The organism is Arthrobacter sp. Helios (assembly GCF_023167125.1).
GTDB classification, from domain to species: domain Bacteria; phylum Actinomycetota; class Actinomycetes; order Actinomycetales; family Micrococcaceae; genus Arthrobacter_B; species Arthrobacter_B luteolus.
The window spans coordinates 1,487,371-1,505,080 of sequence record NZ_CP095402.1; the positions used below are offsets into that span (position 1 = coordinate 1,487,371).

At 66.6% G+C, this 17,710-nt stretch carries 16 protein-coding genes; 7 read left to right on the forward strand and 9 right to left on the reverse strand.

Annotated features, from left to right (window positions below):
• Positions 1–11: 11 nt before the first annotated feature.
• The 3 genes from ArtHe_RS06605 to hrcA all read right to left on the reverse strand — a co-directional run bounded on the left by ArtHe_RS06605 (position 12) and on the right by hrcA (position 3,056).
• Positions 12–797: a 16S rRNA (uracil(1498)-N(3))-methyltransferase gene (locus ArtHe_RS06605; RefSeq protein ID WP_248319267.1), complete on the reverse strand. Its 786-nt coding sequence runs from the start codon at positions 795–797 to the stop codon at positions 12–14.
• Between the two features lie 14 nt (positions 798–811).
• Positions 812–1,942 (reverse strand): molecular chaperone DnaJ, encoded by a 1,131-nt coding sequence (gene dnaJ / locus ArtHe_RS06610; protein WP_248319269.1) that lies wholly within the window; start codon positions 1,940–1,942, stop codon positions 812–814.
• Between the two features lie 100 nt (positions 1,943–2,042).
• On the reverse strand, positions 2,043–3,056 hold the full coding sequence (hrcA, locus tag ArtHe_RS06615; RefSeq protein WP_066297646.1) for a heat-inducible transcriptional repressor HrcA: 1,014 nt from the start codon (positions 3,054–3,056) through the stop codon (positions 2,043–2,045).
• Positions 3,057–3,271: 215 nt separating this feature from the next.
• Between hrcA and ArtHe_RS06620 the strand changes: the two genes are divergently transcribed.
• Positions 3,272–4,114 (forward strand): DUF3097 domain-containing protein, encoded by an 843-nt coding sequence (locus tag ArtHe_RS06620; RefSeq protein WP_248319270.1) that lies wholly within the window; start codon positions 3,272–3,274, stop codon positions 4,112–4,114.
• A 165-nt stretch (positions 4,115–4,279) separates the two neighbouring features.
• Positions 4,280–4,708 carry a DUF4870 domain-containing protein gene (locus ArtHe_RS06625; protein WP_066297640.1) on the forward strand — a complete coding sequence of 143 codons (429 nt, stop codon included), beginning with the start codon at positions 4,280–4,282 and terminating at the stop codon, positions 4,706–4,708.
• 67 nt (positions 4,709–4,775) lie between these two features.
• Here the strand turns inward: ArtHe_RS06625 and hemW are convergent, their stop codons facing one another.
• Together hemW and lepA are read right to left on the reverse strand one after the other, a co-directional pair.
• Positions 4,776–6,005 carry a radical SAM family heme chaperone HemW gene (gene hemW / locus ArtHe_RS06630; protein WP_248319272.1) on the reverse strand — a complete coding sequence of 410 codons (1,230 nt, stop codon included), beginning with the start codon at positions 6,003–6,005 and terminating at the stop codon, positions 4,776–4,778.
• The gene (lepA, locus tag ArtHe_RS06635) at positions 6,002–7,855 is read right to left on the reverse strand and encodes a translation elongation factor 4 (RefSeq protein ID WP_066297636.1); all 1,854 of its coding nucleotides are present in this window, start codon (positions 7,853–7,855) and stop codon (positions 6,002–6,004) included. Before lepA ends, hemW begins: the two co-directional genes overlap by 4 nt.
• Before the next feature lie 217 nt (positions 7,856–8,072).
• Here lepA and ArtHe_RS06640 point away from each other — a divergent pair, with 217 nt between their 5' ends.
• The 3 genes from ArtHe_RS06640 (at position 8,073) to ArtHe_RS06650 (ending at position 10,209) form a co-directional block, all read left to right on the forward strand.
• The gene (locus ArtHe_RS06640; RefSeq protein WP_248319274.1) at positions 8,073–8,654 is read left to right on the forward strand and encodes a type II toxin-antitoxin system PemK/MazF family toxin; all 582 of its coding nucleotides are present in this window, start codon (positions 8,073–8,075) and stop codon (positions 8,652–8,654) included.
• A 199-nt stretch (positions 8,655–8,853) separates the two neighbouring features.
• Positions 8,854–9,114 carry a 30S ribosomal protein S20 gene (gene rpsT, locus ArtHe_RS06645; protein ID WP_066297624.1) on the forward strand — a complete coding sequence of 87 codons (261 nt, stop codon included), beginning with the start codon at positions 8,854–8,856 and terminating at the stop codon, positions 9,112–9,114.
• A 117-nt stretch (positions 9,115–9,231) separates the two neighbouring features.
• Entirely contained in the window at positions 9,232–10,209 is a 978-nt protein-coding gene (locus ArtHe_RS06650) for an NAD-dependent epimerase/dehydratase family protein (RefSeq protein WP_248319275.1), read from the forward strand.
• A 36-nt stretch (positions 10,210–10,245) separates the two neighbouring features.
• On the opposite strand, the gene ArtHe_RS06655 is transcribed toward ArtHe_RS06650, so the two are convergent.
• Both ArtHe_RS06655 and holA read right to left on the reverse strand, forming a co-directional pair.
• On the reverse strand, positions 10,246–10,905 hold the full coding sequence (locus ArtHe_RS06655; protein ID WP_248319277.1) for a pentapeptide repeat-containing protein: 660 nt from the start codon (positions 10,903–10,905) through the stop codon (positions 10,246–10,248).
• A gap of 37 nt (positions 10,906–10,942) precedes the next feature.
• A complete protein-coding gene (gene holA, locus ArtHe_RS06660) occupies positions 10,943–11,962 on the reverse strand; it encodes a DNA polymerase III subunit delta (protein WP_248319279.1) in 1,020 nt (339 codons plus the stop codon).
• A 181-nt stretch (positions 11,963–12,143) separates the two neighbouring features.
• On the opposite strand from holA, the gene ArtHe_RS06665 reads away from it, so the two are divergent.
• A complete protein-coding gene (locus ArtHe_RS06665) occupies positions 12,144–13,100 on the forward strand; it encodes a DMT family transporter (protein ID WP_248319281.1) in 957 nt (318 codons plus the stop codon).
• A 58-nt stretch (positions 13,101–13,158) separates the two neighbouring features.
• Positions 13,159–13,665, forward strand: coding sequence for a DinB family protein (locus tag ArtHe_RS06670; RefSeq protein WP_248319282.1), 507 nt, complete (start codon positions 13,159–13,161; stop codon positions 13,663–13,665).
• 176 nt (positions 13,666–13,841) lie between these two features.
• Here ArtHe_RS06670 and ArtHe_RS06675 read toward each other — a convergent pair whose 3' ends face one another.
• Together ArtHe_RS06675 and ArtHe_RS06680 are read right to left on the reverse strand one after the other, a co-directional pair.
• Positions 13,842–16,307: a ComEC/Rec2 family competence protein gene (locus ArtHe_RS06675; RefSeq protein ID WP_248319284.1), complete on the reverse strand. Its 2,466-nt coding sequence runs from the start codon at positions 16,305–16,307 to the stop codon at positions 13,842–13,844.
• A 242-nt stretch (positions 16,308–16,549) separates the two neighbouring features.
• Positions 16,550–17,641, reverse strand: a complete 1,092-nt coding sequence (locus ArtHe_RS06680; protein ID WP_248319286.1) for a helix-hairpin-helix domain-containing protein — start codon at positions 17,639–17,641, stop codon at positions 16,550–16,552.
• Positions 17,642–17,710: the final 69 nt, after the last annotated feature.

The following is a 17,710-nucleotide window of genomic DNA, read 5'->3' on the forward strand; positions in this document are numbered from 1 at the left end:
CCGGCCGAAAATCAGGACCAGCGGCCCAGCAGGTGGTTGAGCAGAACCAGTGCTGCCGGTCCGGCACTCGAGGAACGCAGCACGTGCGGGCCAAGGCGGACCGCAGTGGCACCGGCTGCGCGCAGCGCGTCGAGCTCGGCCGGACTGATCCCGCCTTCGGGACCAACAATCACCGCGATGGAGACCGGGTGCCCCTCGTCTGCTGACCCGGCGGGCTGACCCCGCCGGATGGACTCAACCGCCTGGGCGAACGGCGCGTCGGCTTCCTCGTGAAGGACCAGGACCAAATCCACCCCGGCCAGCCTTGCAGGCAGTGCCCTGCTGTCCGTGACGTCCAGTACCTGAGGCAGCCGCGAACGCCGTGACTGCTTGGCGGCGGATGTCACCACGGCCTGCCACTTCGCCCGGCCCTTGGCTGCTTTTTCCGCGCGCCAGCGCACGATGCTGCGCTCGGACTGCCAGGGGATAACAGTATCGACCCCGAGCTCGGTGGCCGCTTCGATGGCCTGCTCGTCGCGGTCACCCTTCGCCAGCGCCTGGACCAGGATCAGTTCCTGCCCGGCTGCCGGTTCGGTTTCGACTTCCCGCACCTCCACCTCCAGCAGGGACGGATCCGCCGAACGGACCGTCCCGCGGAGCCGGAGACCACCGCCGTCGACAATGTCAACGTCCTCCCCCGGTGCCAGCCGCTTGACTGCTACGGCATGCCTGGCTTCCGGACCGGTGAGGGAGAACACGGCGCCCGGGACGGCCGCTGCGACCTGTTCCGGATCACCGAAGAAGATCGGGTTCGTCATGGTTTCGTCACCGGTTAGTGGTTGCCCAGCCGGTCACGGAGTTTGGCGAAGACACCGGTGCTGCCGCTGCCGACCCGGCCCTCGGCGAACTCTTCGCCGCGCATGGCCGCCAGCTGACGCAGGAGCTCTTCCTGCTCGGCGTCGAGCTTCTGCGGCGTTTCGACCTGGATATGCACCAGCAGGTCCCCGCGGCCGTAGCCGCGGAGGTGCGTGACGCCCAGACCCTTGAGGGTCGTGATTTCGCCGGACTGGGTGCCCGGCTTGATGTTGATGTCCCGTGCGCCGTCAAAGGTGTCCATGCTGATGACCGTGCCCAGCGCCGCGGCCGTCATCGGAACGGTCAGTGTGGCGTGCAGGTCGTCACCGTCGCGGACAAACACCGGGTCCGCGTTGACGCGGATCTCGACATAGAGGTCGCCCTGGGGGCCGCCGGCCGTGCCGGCCTCGCCCTGTCCGCTGAGCTGGATGCGGGTGCCGGTGGCGACACCGGCGGGAACCTTAATGGTCAGTGTGCGGCGGCTCCGGACCCGCCCTTCGCCGGCGCATTCGTGGCACGGATCGGGGATGACCGTACCGAAGCCCTGGCAGGAGCCGCAGGGTGCAGTGGTCATGACCTGGCCGAGGATCGAACGCACGGCCCGCTGGACCTGGCCGCTGCCGTGGCAGATGTCGCAGGTGCGCGGCGAGGTGCCGGGCTGGCAGCAGGAGCCGTCGCAGGTGGGGCAGACGACGGCGGTTTCGACGTCGATCTTCTTGTTGGTGCCGAAGACGGCATCCTTGAGGTCGATCCGGACGTTGATGAGGGCATCCTGGCCGCGCCGGGTCCGTGATGCCGGTCCCCGCCCGCCGCCCGCCCCGCCGAAGAAGGTATCGAAAATGTCCTGGAATCCGAAGCCCTGGCCGCTGAAGCCGCCGCCAAAACCGTTGTCGGTCCCGTTCTCCTGCCCCGTCGTGTCATATACGCGCCGCTTCTGCGGATCGGAGAGTACCTCGTAGGCGTGCGTTACGGCCTTGAACTCGTCACCCGCACCGGGAGCGGTATTAACATCGGGATGCAGCTTGCGGGCAAGCTTGCGGTAGGCCTTCTTGATTTCCTCACCGGTGGCGTCCCGGCTCACGCCGAGTACCTGGTAGTGATCACTCACTCGTGCACATCGCTTCCTGTATTGCGTGCCCCGCCTCGGGGGTAACTTGTCTTACCGGCAGTGCCGCAGCAGCTGCCACTTCTATCCGGTCTTGGGATGCTCAGCTGTTCAGGACCCGCGAAAGGTAGCGGGCGACGGCGCGGACCGCAGCCATGGTGTTGGGATAGTCCATCCGGGTTGGACCGAGGACTCCTACCATAGCGGACGCGTCCCGGCCATACCCAGTGGCCACCACGGATGCTTCCGAAAGTGAGCCGTAGGGGTTTTCCGATCCAATGCGGACTGAGACACCCTTGGCGTCCTGTTCCATCTCAGAGAGAAGCCGCAGCATCACGACCTGCTCTTCGAGCGCTTCGAGGATGGGACCGATGGTCAGCGGGAAGTCGCCCGTGGACCGGGCCAGGTTGGCGGTTCCTGCCATCACCATCCGGTCTTCCCGGTTGATGCCGGCCAGCTGCTCCAGGCAGCGGGCGAGCGAACCGGCAATTCCGCGCAGCTGCACGGGAACGGTTGCCAGGGCATCCGTGAGGTGGCTCGTGATCCGCGTGAGCGTGGTCCCGGCCAGTGCCTGCAGGAAGTGCTGGCGCAGTTCGTGCAGCGACGGTTCACTGACGGCGGAAGGAATGGCAGTCACCCGCTGCTCGACGCGTCCCGTGGTGGAAATCAGGACCACCAAAACCTGGGACGGAGCCAGCAGGACAAACTCAATGTGCCGCACCTTGGCGTTGCCGAGGTGCGGGTACTGGACCACCGCCACCTGGTTGGTGAGCTGGGCCAGCAGCCGCACTGTGCGGTCGAGGACGTCGTCAATGTCGTCCGCGCCTTCAAGCAGGGTCTGGATCGCCCGGCGCTCCGCTGCGGAGAGCGGCTTCAGATCCGAAAGCTGGTCCACGAAGAGCCGGTAGCCCTTGTCCGTGGGGATCCGCCCCGCCGAGGTATGCGGCGCCACGATCAGGCCTTCTTCTTCAAGGACGGCCATGTCGTTGCGGATGGTCGCGGAGGAAACCCCCAGCTGGTGCCGCTCCACCAGTGCTTTTGAGCCAACGGGTTCGCGGGAATGGACGTAATCTTCAACGATGGCCCGGAGCACCTCGAGCCGGCGTGGTTCGCTCATTGATTTCCCCTCCCTCGCTGTCTTCGGCGGATTTCTGCGGACTTGCATGGTTAGCACTGGCTGCTGGTGCTGGTTAGCACTCGTTAGCACTCGTTAGCACTCAGTGTCTTCAAGTGCTAAGTCTAATACGATCCGGTTGCGTTGCTAGCATTGAACTTCGCGTGCCCGCAGCTTCGCCGGCGCAGCGCACCGCATCCAGGAATGAGGAAGATTCCGTGTCGAATTACCAGTGGGGGCCGCAGGACATTACGGCTCCGGCCCGCAAGGCGCTGCGGCAGGTTGGCGCAGAAAAGGGCCTGGTGCTCGAGGACGTGCAGACCGGCTGGGTAGGCGCCGTAATCCGCACGGAGAAGTCAGGCGGGCTGCATCTGATGGTCCTGGAAGACGGCCGCGGCCGGACCCGGTCCTTCGAACTTGGCTTCGGTTTCCTGCTCGAAGGCGAGGCCGTGGAAGTTGTCCCGGCAGTCAAGGCCTCAGCCCCGGCTGCCAAGCGGACCGCCTCAGGTTCCGTCGCCGTCGCGAATCAGCGCGCCCGCACCGCCAGGGCCAGCCGGATCTGGGTGGAAGGCAAACACGACGCCGAACTGGTGGAAAAGGTCTGGGGCGATGACCTGCGGGTCGAAGGAATCGTCGTCGAGCCGCTCCACGGCGTAGACGATCTGGCCGCCGCCATCCGGGATTTCGCCCCGGGGCCCGGGCGCCGGCTTGGCATCCTGGTGGACCATCTGGTGGCCGGTTCCAAGGAGTCGAGAATTGCTGCCGAAGCGATGGCCGTGCCGGGTGCCGCCGGCAACGTGCTCATTGTGGGGCATCCCTACGTGGACGTCTGGCAGGCCATCAAGCCGCACGTGATCGGCCTCCAGGCCTGGCCGGTGGTGCCGCGGCACGAAGACTGGAAGACCGGCATCCTCAAGGGCCTCGGCTGGCCGCACCGCGGCCACACCGATGTCGCCCTGGGCTGGAAGAAGCTGCTGGGCTCGGTCCGCACCTATGCGGACCTGGAGCCGACCCTGCTGGGCCGGGTGGAGGAAGTCATCGATTTCCTCACCGTGCCCTGACCGTCCGCTGCAGCCGGCAGCACTGCGGGTTGCCCGCTCCGGGCATCTTCCGCCACGCGGACCCGCTGGTTCATGTCCACGCTGCCGGACCCAGTACCCTAGATGGAACAACAGGTACCCGTGGGTGCAGACCCAGCGTCATCTGAGAGTTTAAGGAATGCAACCGTGTCCAACACACGCCAGAACCATCCGCCACAACCGGAGAACCAGGGTTCACCGGCGCGCCCGGACTATCAGGGTGCCCCTGCCAACGCCCTTCCCCTGACCGCTTCCGAGGACCGGCAGTGGGCCACGATGGCCCACTTCGGCGGCATCCTCGGCTTTGTGCCCTCCCTCATCATCTACCTGGTGTTCAAGGACCGCGGGCCGTTCACCGCCCAGGAATCGAAGGAAGCGCTGAACTTCACGCTGCCTCCCACCCTGCTGGCGCTGCTGGCCTGGCTGCTGTCCTTCATCCCGGTGGTTGGCGGTATCTTCGCCGTTATCAACGCGCTGCTCTGGATCACCGTTGCCGTGGCTTCGGTGATTGCCGGAATCGAATGCAACCGCGGCCGCCCGTACCGCTACCGCTTCAACCTGCGCCGGATCCGCTAGCCGCTCAACGGAAAAGCCCGCCATCACGTGATGGCGGGCTTTTCAGTGTGCCGTGCAGCTCGTTGTCCTAGGGAAGCAGCCTTCGCACCACGGCGTCGGCCAGGAGCCTGCCCTTCAGCGTGAGGACCACGGTGCCCGAGAAGGCTGCCTGCGGCTCGACAAGTCCGTCCGCAATCAGGCCGGCGATGGCCTGGCGGCCTTCGGGGCGCAGCGACTCCCGCGGCAGGCCTTCGGCCAGCCGGGCGCGCAGCATCACGTCTTCGAGGTAGCGGGTGTCCGCGTCCAGGGTTTCGCGTCCGACGGCGGGAGACTCACCGGCGGCGATGCGGCCCGCGTACGCGGTGGGGTGCTTGGCGTTCCACCAGCGGACACCACCGACGTGGGAGTGTGCCCCGGGGCCGATTCCCCACCAGTCGTCGCTTCGCCAGTAGGCCATGTTGTGGCGGCATTCGTCCGCCGGAGTGCGGGCCCAGTTGCTGACCTCGTACCAGGTGAGACCGGCAGCCGAGAACAGTTCCTCCGCCAGCAGGTACTTGTCCGCGTGGTCATCGTCATCGATCGGCGGCACTTCGCCGCGGCGGATGCGTGCCGCCAGCTTGGTGCCGTCTTCGATGATCAGCGCGTAGGCAGAGATGTGGTCGGGTTCGTAGCTGAGCGCTTCCTCGACCGAGTATTTCCAGTCCGCCAGGGACTCCCCCGGCGTCCCGTAGATCAGGTCCACGCTTACCTTCAGGCCGGCGTCGCGCGCCCACTTCACGGCCTGCGGGACGCGGGATGGTGTGTGCGTGCGGTCCAGGACCGCCAGCACATGCGGAACGGCCGACTGCATGCCGAAGGACACCCGGGTGAACCCCGCGTCAGCGAGCAGCTGCAGCGATTCAGGGGTCACGGAATCGGGATTGGCTTCGGTGGTCACCTCAGCGCCCGGGGCCAGCCCCCACCGTTCGACGGCGGTGCCCAGGATCGCGGCGAGGTCCTCCGCCGGGAGCAGAGTGGGTGTCCCGCCGCCGAAGAACACCGTCTCGATGGGGCGGTGCGGCACTCCGGAGGCTTCCAGCGCGCCGGCGGCGAACCGCACTTCCTGCTGCGCCGTCGCCGCATACTCAACCTGCGAGGCGCCGCCGCCCAGTTCCGTGGCGGTGTAGGTGTTGAAATCGCAGTAGCCGCAGCGGACGGCGCAGAACGGAATGTGGACGTAGAGGCCAAACCGGCGCCCGGCCGCCGCGGCGGCGGCCTGGGCCGGAAGGATCCCGTCCTTCGGAGCGGGATCTCCGAGGGGCAGCGCGCTGGGTGTCACTTTTTGGATTTGTCCTTGGACTCATCGGAGGACAGCGCGGCGACGAAGGCTTCCTGCGGCACTTCCACGCGGCCGACCATCTTCATGCGCTTCTTGCCTTCCTTCTGCTTTTCCAGCAGTTTGCGCTTACGGCTGATGTCGCCGCCGTAGCACTTGGCCAGGACATCCTTGCGGATGGCGCGGATGGACTCGCGGGCGATGATGCGGGAGCCGATAGCCGCCTGGATCGGCACCTCGAACTGCTGCCGTGGAATGAGTTCGCGGAGCTTGCCGGTCATCATCACTCCGTAGGAGTACGCCTTGTCCTTGTGGGTGATGGAGCTGAACGCGTCCACCTGTTCGCCCTGGAGCAGGATGTCCACCTTGACCAGGTCTGCAACCTGCTCGCCGTCGGCCTTCCAGTCCAGCGAGGCGTAGCCCCGTGTTTTGGACTTGAGGATGTCAAAGAAGTCGAAGACGATCTCGGCCAGCGGCAGGCGGTACCGGATTTCCACGCGGTCCTCGGAGAGGTAGTCCATGCCGCCCAGGACGCCGCGGCGGGTCTGGCACAGCTCCATGATGGCGCCGACGAATTCGTTCGGTGCCAGGATGGTGGCGGACACCATCGGCTCGCGGACTTCGGCGATCTTTCCGGTGGGGTATTCGCTGGGGTTGGTCACGGTGACGACCTTCTTGTCCTCCAGCGTTACCTCGTACTCCACGTTGGGGGCAGTCGAGATCAGGTCCAGGTTGTACTCGCGCTCGAGCCGTTCGCGGGTGATTTCCAGGTGCAGCAGGCCCAGGAAGCCAACGCGGAAACCGAAGCCCAGTGCCGCCGACGTTTCGGGTTCGTAGACGAGCGCGGCGTCGTTGAGCATCAGCTTTTCGAGCGCGTCGCGCAGCACCGGGTAGTCGGCGCCGTCGATCGGGTACAGCCCGGAGAACACCATGGGCTTGGGATCGGCGTAGCCGGGCAGCGACTCGGATGCGGGTTTGGCCAGGTTGGTGACGGTGTCGCCCACCTTGGACAGCCGCACGTCCTTCACTCCGGTGATGAGATAGCCAACCTCGCCGACGCCCAGCCCCTTGGAGGGGGTGGGTTCGGGCGAGCTGACACCGATTTCGAGGAGTTCGTGGCTGGCCCGGGTGGACATCATCTGGATGCGTTCCCGGGGCGAGAGCTTGCCGTCCACCACTCGGACATAGGTAACGACGCCGCGGTAGGTGTCATACACGGAGTCGAAGATCATGGCACGGGCCGGAGCGTCGGGATCCCCCACCGGCGCCGGAATGTCGCGGACGATCTGGTCCAGCAGGGCTTCGACGCCCACACCGGTCTTGCCGGAGACCCGCAGGACGTCCGCCGGGTCGCCGCCGATCAGCTTCGCCAGTTCCTCGGCGTACTTCTCCGGCTGCGCTGCCGGAAGGTCGATCTTGTTGAGGACCGGAATGATGGTGAGGTCGTTCTCCATCGCCAAGTAGAGGTTGGCCAGCGTCTGGGCCTCGATGCCCTGGGCGGCGTCCACCAACAGCACTGCGCCTTCGCAGGCGGCCAGGGACCGGGAAACCTCGTAGGTGAAGTCCACGTGGCCCGGGGTATCGATCATGTTCAGGGCGTAGGACTCGCCGTCGAGCTCCCACGGCATCCGCACGGCCTGGGACTTGATGGTGATTCCGCGCTCACGCTCGATGTCCATCCGGTCCAGATACTGGGCCTTCATGTTCCGGTGCTCGACGACGCCGGTGGACTGGAGCATGCGGTCGGCCAGGGTGGACTTGCCGTGGTCGATGTGGGCGATGATGCAGAAGTTTCTGATGATCGCCGGATCCGTCGCGGCAGGCACCGGTGAGAAGCGGGCCATGGGTGACACTGTGGCGGTTCCTTTGCTGTTTGCGTCGTGTCCGTTTCCTGGCCGTACGCCTGCGGCCGTAGTGCTGTGGGCCGTTGGCTGCTCGGGCGGGTGTGGACCTGCGCGCAGGGTTGGTGGAGCAGATGGGTTTATAAGCTGTTTCTAACTTAACAGTCTCCCACGTTTCGGCCGCCGGACCCGAACTCCGGCGGCCAGGCAGGGCGCCTAGGATGCAGGTATGGCGTTTTCTTCCCGGAACCTGATCGGACTGGCCCGGACCGTGCTGCGCGCGGCCCGCTCCCTCGCCCCGGGACCGGCCCGGTCTTCCGGTTCTGCCCGCACCGGTTCCCGGACCTCTCCCCGGCCGGCACCGCCGTCGTCGTCGTCCGGAGCACCGCCGTCTTCCGGAGCATCCCGTGGAAAACGGAACTACGCCGGAGACTACCGGGGTCCGGTTTCACCGGTGTACGCCCCGCGGCCGGACGGCTCCCCGGATCCGGGCGAAGTGGTGTGGGCCTGGGTTCCGTATGAGGAGGATCCGGCCCAGGGCAAGGACCGTCCGGTCCTGCTGATCGGACGTTCCGGGCGGCAGCTGCTGGGACTGATGCTCACGTCCCGGGACCGTAACAACGCGTTCGACGCCGATCCCGACTATGTCGACATCGGCACCGGCGCCTGGGACAGCAAGGGCCGGCCCAGCGAAGTGAAGCTGGACCGGATCCTGCAGCTTGAGCCGGGCTCGATCCGGCGGGAGGGCGCCGTCGTCAGCCGTGCGGTCTTCGAGAAAGTAGCGGCGCGGCTCACGGCGCGTTCCGGATAAGGAATGCCGGGAGCGTGTTCCGCGAGCCGCCGGATCACACATCCAGGCCAAAGTTCTGCTAACATTTATTGCTGTGTGTCCGCGCAGGTCGACGGGCACTTCAGGCCGGGCGCCATTACGGTATCCCCACGCCGCTCAGTCAATGTCTGGTCTGAAATTCCCTCACCGACCAAGTCCGCAATACAAAGAGAGTTTATAAGTGGCCAATATTAAGTCCCAGAAGAAGCGCATCCTCACCAACGAGAAGGCGCGCCAGCGCAACAACTCGGTGAAGTCCGAGCTGAAGACGCTTATCCGCAACGTGGATACTGCTGTCACCTCAGCTGACAAGGATGCCGCTCAGGCAGCGCTGCAGGCTGCGACCCGCAAGCTGGACAAGGCTGTCAGCAAGGGCGTTATCCACAAGAACAACGCTGCTAACCGCAAGTCGGCCATCTCCAAGAAGGTCAACGCACTCTAAGCGTTGCGGCTTTAGTCTTACCAGGTATGGCCGGTCCTTCGGGACCGGCCATACTGCTTTTAAACGGCCTTCACGGCAACGTGTGTCACGGCACCGGCAGGGTGCTTTACTGGCAGCATGCGCAGAGTACTCATCCTGGGCGGCACCGCCTGGCTTGGCCGCGAACTAGCCGGAGCGTTGCTGGACCACGGCGATGCCGTCACCTGCCTCGCGAGGGGCGAATCCGGCCAGGTTCCAGCGGGTGCCTCGCTTATCCGGACTGACCGGCTGCTCCCCGACGCCTACGCCGCCGTCGAGGGACAGCCCTGGGACGAAGTGATCGAACTGGGATACGAGGCAACACTGGTCTCCAGCGCGCTGGAGGCGATAGGTCCGACGGCGGCGCACTGGACACTGATCTCCTCCGTCTCGGTTTACGCCGGGGACTCAACCCCGGATGCGGACGAGTCCGCAGCCCTGGTCGAGTCGGTGGGTGCGGAGGACTATGCCGGAGCAAAAGCTGCTGCCGAACGCATGAGCACCGATGCCCTGGCGGACCGGCTGCTGATTGTCCGGCCTGGCTTGCTGGCAGGTCCGGGAGATGCCAGCGACCGGTTCGGATACTGGCCGGCCCGCTTCGCCTTGGCCGGGAGCGGTCCCGTGCTGGTGCCGGAATGTGAGGGCCGCTGGGTGCAGGTCCTCGAGGCCGCTGATCTGGCATCCTGGCTGGTGGCTGCCGGTGCCGAGGGCCGGACCGGCGTCCTGAATGCCACCGGAGACAGGTATTCCCTCCGGGAGGTGCTGGATCAGGCTGCCGACGCTGCCGGTTTTGACGGTGAGCTGGTCAGCGCTCCGGAGAGCTGGCTGCTGGAGAAGGATGTCCGCTACTGGGCCGGGCCCCGGTCGCTTCCCCTGTGGCTGCCCGTGGTGGATGCCGGGTTTGCCCAGCGGAACAATGCTGCCTTCCACGCTGCCGGCGGTGAAATCTCGGCGCTCGGCGACACCCTGGACCGGGTCGTCAGAGATGAACGGGAGCGCGGGCTGGACCGGCCGCGCAGATCCGGCCTCACGCGGGACGAGGAACTTGAGCTGCTGGGGCTCCTCGCCGCTGAGTAGCCTTGCCGCCTGCGTTTGGAGCCGGCGGCTGTGCTGTTAGTCCGAAATGTTGATCCCCAGATGGTTTGCCAGCGCGCCGGCGAAATCAACCAGCTGGAGAGAGCTCAGCGTCGCCCCGCGGAGGGAGCCCAGTCCGGAGATTCCGCGGATGGAGGCACCGCGCAGGTCCACGTGTTCCAGGACTGCCTGATCCAGCAGCAGGGAGTCGATCCGGGTGTTCGTGAAGGAGGCCCGGGTGAGCCTGGCTCCGCCGAGGTCCAGCTCACCGATGACGCAGTCGCTGAAGGAAACATCTCTAAGCACCGATCCCCGCAGGTTGAGGAAGTCCAGCTTGCTGCCGGCAATGCTGACGGCATTCCACTCCGAGGCGAAGGCTTCAGCAGACCCGATCCGGGAGGACCCAATCGAGACGTCGCGCAGGACCAGGCCTGGTGCCGTGAGGACCGGAGCGTTGAGCCGCTCCACCGTGGTGTCCAGGAACCGGGCATTCCGGAGACTGGCCTCGTGGGCGTCCGCGCCGATCAGCTCGCATTCGCTGAAGGAGATTCCGTCCAGGACCTGTCCGCTCAGGTCGGCACCCGCATAGCTCTCGCCGTCGTACTGTCCGTGGGCCCGCAGGCGTCCCGGTTCTCCCTGCACCAGGGCCGGGAGCATGATGCCGCTGATCCGGGGCGGTTGAAGTGCTTTCTTCGCCATGTCTTCTTGTCTTCTTTGTCTTCTTCTCCGGAGCCGGTCAGCGGCCGGACGCGGCCAGGGCGATGACGGTGACGGCGCGTTCGACGGCGTAGACCGGGTCCCGGCCGGCACCCTTGACCTGGGCATCGGCTTCGGCGAGAACCTGGACTGCCTTGATCAGGGACTCGGCGGAGAAACGCTGCGCGTCCCGGCGGGCCTGGTCAACCTGCCAGGGTGCCATGCCCAGGTCCTTGGCCAGGGACGCAGAGGATCCCCGGAGGTCGGCGACCCGCGCCACGGCGCGGACCTTCATCGCCAGCGCAGCCACCAGCGGCACCGGGTCAACACCGGTGGCCAGGGCATGCCGCAGCATGGACAGTGCCGCGCCGGCACGCCCGGCCAGCGCGGCGTCGGCCACCTTGAAAGCGGTGGCTTCCACACGGCCGCCGTAGTATTTTTCGACGGTTTCCTCGGTGATTTCCCCGGCGGCATCATTCATCAGCTGCTGGCAGGCGGCCGCGAGTTCGGACAGGCTTGAGCCCACAGCGCTGACCAGTGCCCGGACGGCCCCACTGTCAATGCGGCGTTTCGCGGCCCGGAACTCCTGGGTCACGAAGTCCACCTTGTCGGAGTCCTTCTTGAATGGCTGGCAATCGACCACCGGCGCCTTGGCCGCTTTCACCGCGTCGAGAAGCTTCTTCCCCCGGTTGCCTCCCGCGTGGTGCAGCACAAGCACGGTGTCCGGTGCGGGATCTTTCAGGTAGGCCAGCGTGTCAATGAGGAAATCCTCGCTCATGTGGGCCAGGTTGGCTGCCTCAATCAGCTTGGCTTCACCAAAAAGTGAGGGGCTGGCGATCAGAGTCAGTTCTCCCGCCGTGTAGGCGGCGGCATCGATCCGGATGACTTCGGTGTCCGGCGCCTGGCTGCGGCTCTGCCGGCGGATGCTCTCCATCGCCCGCCCGGCGAGGTACTCTTCCGGTCCGGTGAGCAGCACCACTGGTGCCGGCTCCACCTGCCGCCAGGAAATTGATCCGGCCGCCGGCTTCGCGGAAGACTTCTTAGGTACGGCCGGATTCACGGGTGTGCTGCTCCTGGACTGGGATTGGGAAAGATCACTCCCCACATTGCCACGCGCTGCGCCTGGGGCCAACTCCCCCGGCGGTCGTTTCAGCCACATCCGGCACGCCCGGAACAACAGCGGCCCAGACATATCAGGACTCCGGTTGGTGCCCCGTCCCGTAACCGGGAATGATGCTTCCATGACACCAGCACCGCGGTCCGCCGCCGCCATGGAAAAAGCCGGCAGCGGAAAGCTGGTGTGGGCAGCCATCGCAGTGACGGTCCTGCTCTGGGCATCGGCCTTTGTCGGCATCCGGGCTGCTGCGGCCGACTACTCCCCTGGAGCCCTCACCCTGGGCAGGATCGCCGTGGGCACCCTGACTTTGGCGCTGATGCTTCCCCTAACCCGGGCGCTGGGCCGCAGACGCTTCACCCCGCAGGCACCGGCTGCCACGATACGCCCGCCACGGGGCCGGGTCCTCGCCCTCATTATCGTGTGGGGAGTGGCCTGGTTCGCTGCCTACAACGTGGCGCTGAATGCTGCCGAGCAGCATATTGACGCCGGAACCGCCGCACTGCTGGTCAATCTGGCGCCGATGATCGTGGCTGTCCTGGCCGGCCTGTTCCTGGGTGAAGGGTTTCCGCGGCGGCTGATCACCGGCATGTTCATCGCACTCATCGGCGTTGTGTTCATCGCGGTGTCGACCTCCACGGGAAAGTTCGACGCCCTTGGTGTGGGCCTTGGCCTGCTGGCAGCTGTTCTTTACGGCAGCGCAGCGACGCTGCAGAAAAGCCTGCTGCGGCATGTGGATGCTCCCACCATGACCTGGATCGGCTGTCTCGCCGGGACTATTGTCTGCCTGCCCTTCACGCCGCAGCTTGTGGAGGCCGTCAGCACCTCACCGCTCTCCTCTACCCTCGCCGTCGTTTACCTCGGGGTTTTCCCCACCGCCATCGCCTTCACGACGTGGGGCTACGTCCTGTCCCGGTCGAGCGCCGGACGGACAGCCGCCTCGACCTACGCCGTACCCGCGGTTGTTGTGCTCCTGTCCTGGCTGCTGCTGGGCGAGGTGCCGCCGGCTGCGGCACTGTTCGGCGGTGCCCTGGCCCTGGCCGGCGTGGCTGTCGCTACGCTCCGGCGGCGGCGGGTTTCCTGAGCTGAATCTGCTGCCTTGAGTGAACTTGAGTGAAAAAGCCCCGGAGGGAAGGAACACCATGACGAACCCTGATGATGCATCGGTTTACCAGGCATCTGCCGATATCCAATCCGCCCTCTTCATTGAGCAGCATCGCAGCATGCTGGCTGAGTCTCTGCGCGGACTGACGGAAGAAGAGGCTCGAAGACGCCTCGTGGCTTCCAAGACCACATTGCTTGGACTGGTCAAACACGCCACTTTCGTCGAAAAGGTCTGGTTCAGTGAAGCGGTCACGGGCCGGTCCCGGGCTGAACTCGGTCTGCCGGAAACGCCCGGCGAGTCCTTTGACCTGGCGGAAACGGACAGCATCAATTCGGTGCTGGCCGCCTATGCCGAAGCAGTTGCCGCCTCCCGGGCGGCCGTTGCCAGTATGAGCGGGGAGGACCTGCTCCCGGGAAACAGACGGGGACCACTGCCTCTCCGGTGGGTGCAGCTCCACGTTCTGCGGGAACTCGCCCAGCACTGCGGTCACGCGGATATTCTGCGCGAACAAATCATGGCCACGCGCCCGGTCCCCTCGCCCTGACTACAGGTCCGGCCTTTTGGCAGCGGGCACGGCGGTGAGGCAGGCCCAGCAGCGAGACGGGCGTGCGAGGTCGGCACTCAGTCCGGTGTGGCGGGCCAGACGGTGAGACGGGCCCGGCAGTTGAACGGGCGCCCTGGGTCGGGGCTGGGTCCGGCCTCCGTCACCTCGCAACCCAGCTAGCCACCCAGCAGCCGTTCTACGATCAGGCGTTTGCCGTCAGTCCGCAGGGTAAAGGTCCCCAGCAGGTCAGTGCGTGCAACCAGGGCACCGGCCGCTTCCAGGGTTTGCAGGGTGTCACGGGACGGATGACCGTAGGTGTTTTCCGCTCCCACCGAGATGAGCGCCAGTTTGGGCCGGAGGGCACGCGGCAGCTCAGCACCACCGTTGCGTGCCCCGTGATGTGCCACTTTCAGGACGTCGATCCGGGTATCGCGCAGCGCGGGGGTGGATTGCAGCAGGCGCACCGCAGCATCCTCTTCGATATCTCCCGTAAAAAGAAAGGTCAGTCCGCCGGTCTGGAGCAGCAGGACAGCACTGGCATCGTTCTCGTTCGTTTCCCCGCTGGTTCGAGCGCCGGATTCTGTTCCGGTTCCTGTGCCTGGGCCAGCCGGTGCACCGGCAGGCGGCCAGAGGACCTGCCACTGCACGTCTCCGCTTTCCCCGTGCATCCCGCGGGTAAGCCGCTGCGGCTCCACGTCCAGCCGCGCCGCCAGGGCGGCGATCTCCCGGGGCAGTTCCGTTTCTGCCGAGGAAAAGGCCAGGCCGTGCACCGTCCGTCCATCAGCTGTTGCCTCAGCGCCTGCGTAGTGGTCGGCGTGGACGTGGCTGATGATGAGGAGGTCCACGGCATCTATCCTCAGGTCATCAAGACAGCTGTCCAGTGCCCCTGGGTCGGGCCCGGCGTCGATGACGACCGCCGCTGCGGGACCGGTGCGGATCACCATCGCGTCGCCTTGACCCACGTCGCAGGCAGCAGCAGCCCAGTCTCCGGCCGCGGGAGTGCCCTGACCCGGCCGCCACCACAGGAAGACTGTCACGACCAGCAGCAGAGCTGCCCCCACCGCCAGCCAGCGCCAGTTGCTCCAAGTTGGGCTCCCGTCGCCGTTTCTCCGGACTATCCGGACCCTGCGGCCTTCCCCCTCACCGGGTAAAGCCGCAGGCACGCTCTTGCCCAGCAGCAGGATGCCGCCGGCCAGGACCGCACTGGCAGCCGTCATCAGGACAGCACCCACGGCGCCGGGCAGCCACGGCAGCAGGGCGCCAGGAGCGTCGGCAAAGAACCGCGCTGCCGCTGCCACCCAACCTGCGCCCGTCCCGGCTGTCCACAGCGGCACGAAGGCCAGGGCCGGGAGGACGGACGCCAGGATGACAGCGGCCATGCCTACGATGGTGACCATCGGGACCACCGGCGCAGCTGCGATATTGGCAGGCACAGAGTAGAGCGGCACATTGGGCTGCAGCAGGATGAGAACCGGTGCGCAGGCAACCTGCGCTGCCAGCGGCACGGCCGTGAGCACTGCCAGCGGCTGGGGCAGCAACCGTTCGAGCGATGCTGCGAACCTGGGTCCCAGGACAATAAGCCCGGCGGTGGCGCACACCGAGAGAATAAAGGCGTAGCTGCCGCTGAGCCACGGATCGATGGCCAGAAGAACCGTTGTGCACAGGCAGAGCAGCGCGGCTGGGACCTTGCCCCGCCCGGTCAGCACCGCAGCCGTACCGATGGATCCCATAACTGCGGCACGCAGGACGCTGGGGTCCGGACGCACCACCAGCACAAACGCCGCCAGGACCGTGAGCCCTGCGACCGCTGCCAAGAATCTCGGAAACCGCAGCAGCCGCGCTGCCAGGAACACGAAAGCCAGCAGATAGCTGCAGTTGGCGCCGGACACCGCCGTGAGGTGGGTCAGGCCAGTGTCCTTCATGGCTGCCGCAAGATCCTCTGAAAGTGCTGCCCGGTCTCCCAGCACCATGCCGGGCAGGAGGCCGGAGGCATCGGACTGTCCCAGCTCCTTCGAGAGTTCCGTGAAGTTCTCCCGCAGGTCCGATGCCGTGCCGTAGAGCCCTTCCGCCGGGATGACCGACGGAGACCTGCCGGCCCGGAGCACCGCTGCGGCCGGGTCACCCGCTTGGGTTGCCGAAAGGGCGCCGGAGGTGGAGAACCTGTCTCCCAGCCGGATGTCCGCATAAGCGTTACCGCCGATGACCAGCACCGGCGCCTCGGCGGTCGAGCGCTTACCGCCCAGCGTGAAACTCTCCAGCCGTGCCGACACCAGATAACGGGGCTCTCCACTAAAACGGTCCGGGGCCCCGTCCCTGGCATCCCCTGCGGCGCGGAACTCCCCCGAGATAACCGTCTGCCCAACGATCGCATCGTGGACCGGACCGCTGGTGCGGTGCAGCAGGGAGGTTCCAGCCGCGGCAGCAACCAATACGACGACGGCAAGCGGAGCAACGCACGCCGCTGCCACCCGCCGCGCCGCACCGCTGTGCCGGAGCAGGACCACCGCGCCAAGAACGAGCACCAGGACTGTCCCCGCACCTGCCGTGAGGAACGCAGCCGCTGCCGGCATCCGGATCGTGGCAGCGGCGGCGAACCAGGCCGCAGCCGCTACGGGAACCAGCCGAAGCTCATTCAGGGGCAAAGGTGTGCCTGATGCCCCGAAAAACCCTGCGGCTGCTTCGCCGGCTCGATGCGCGCCGGACGGCGGTCTGCGTCGGTAGCCGCTTCCGGCCTTGTCTTGTCCGGAGCCCACCCCGCCGGGCCCGAAGGACGCATCCGTGAGTGGTGGCGGCGCGTCCGGCAGTGGTGACACAGCAGCCGCCGTGTAGCGGGCCCAGCGGGGCTGCCGTTTCACCCGGTTTGCCCAGGTAACAGTTCCACAGGTCAGACCGTGACCAGTGGCACGAGCGCTGCAAGCATGGCCTCCCCGATTCCGGGAACAGCGTCCAGATCCTCCGGCCGGGTAAACCTACCGTGGTCCGTCCGCCAGGCCACGATACGTGCCGCCAGGACCGGCCCTACGCGGGGCAGGGTCTGAAGTTCAGCGTCGGTGGCGGTGTTGAGGTTGACCGGTCCCGCGGTTGCTTCTCCGACACCTGACCCGGACCCGGCTGGCTGTCCCCCGGTGCTGCCCAAACCGCTGATGCTCCCCTGTCCAGCAGGCCCGGCAGGAACAACGGCGCCGGGCACTCCAGCTGGTCCCGGAACCGCTGAACCTACCGCGGGGACCACCACCATACTCCCGTCCTCCATGGGTGCGGCGAGGTTCACCAGCGTGAGGTCAGCTTCCGGCAGGGCTCCGCCGGCTGCACCAACAGCGTCGGCCACCCTTCCACCGGACTTGATGCGCACGATTCCCGGAGCTGCCACCGCACCTGCCACGTGGACCACCAGTTCCGGGCCGGTGGCGGCTCCGTGTTCGGGTCCCTGCCGGGAGCTGCCGGGCATCGAATCCGGGGCAGCAGCTCCCGGATTCGATGCCCGGTCCGGTGCCGGATTGGGGCCGGACGGATCCGGCCCGGGTTTCTCCGGCGAGGACCGTGAGAGTGCGGCATCAGCTGCCGAGCTGCCCTCTGCGGTATCCACACCGGCACCGAGATCCACGGCAATGGACTCGTGTGGCGCCCGGATCTGGAGCAGGGGTATGGCAACCGCGGCCGCCAGCAGCAGGCACGCGAACAGGGCGGCGGCACGCACCGGAACCCCCCACCGCCGCGCAGAGACGGCCAGCTGCTCAGCGGGCTCGTCCTGTACGTGTTCTGCGGCTCCGTCAGTGCTGCTGCACGGGGGAACCTGCTCCGAAGCGGTCCCGCCCGGACGGGTCCCCAGCGGCTTGGGACTGCGTGGGTGCGGACCGTCCAATCCGCCGGACGCTGCTTCCGGCAGGCCAGTCGCCTGCCGCTCCTTGCGGCGGCGGACCGCCAGGCGTGAGGGCAGGATCTGTGCAGGTTCGGTGTCCCAGCGGTGTGCGGCCATCCCTGCAACCTAGGCCTGGACTCCTTGTCCAGGCGGGTCACCACCTGCAGTTGTGGACGCCTTCCGGCT